Raw genomic sequence first — 316 nt, 5'->3', positions numbered from 1 at the left:
CCCTGTTACCGCCGTGAAAGGGCGGTGTCCTAGGCCACTAGACGAAGGGGACACAAACCCTTCTATACAACTGATCAGTGCTGAGTGCTGATCGATTCAAGGCCGGTGTGGCCAGACCTTGAACTGTAAAATTGGTGGAGCTAAGCGGGATCGAACCGCTGACCTCCTGCATGCCATGCAGGCGCTCTCCCAGCTGAGCTATAGCCCCAGATTTTTCGCCTCGCGGCGGAGCGACATCTTGCAACATCGCTTCTGTAAAACTGGCGTCCCCTAGGGGACTCGAACCCCTGTTACCGCCGTGAAAGGGCGGTGTCCT

1 tRNA gene is annotated in these 316 nt (G+C 57.3%); it reads right to left on the bottom strand.

The features are described from left to right. Positions 1-132 precede the first annotated feature (132 nt). Positions 133-208 (bottom strand) — tRNA-Ala (locus tag ACW9HW_RS30180). Positions 209-316 lie beyond the last annotated feature (108 nt).

The sequence above is a fragment of the Pseudomonas sp. SDO5532_S415 genome (assembly GCF_054071155.1).
Note: the sequence above shows the minus strand (reverse complement) of the source record. Positions and strands in the feature narration are given on the sequence as shown.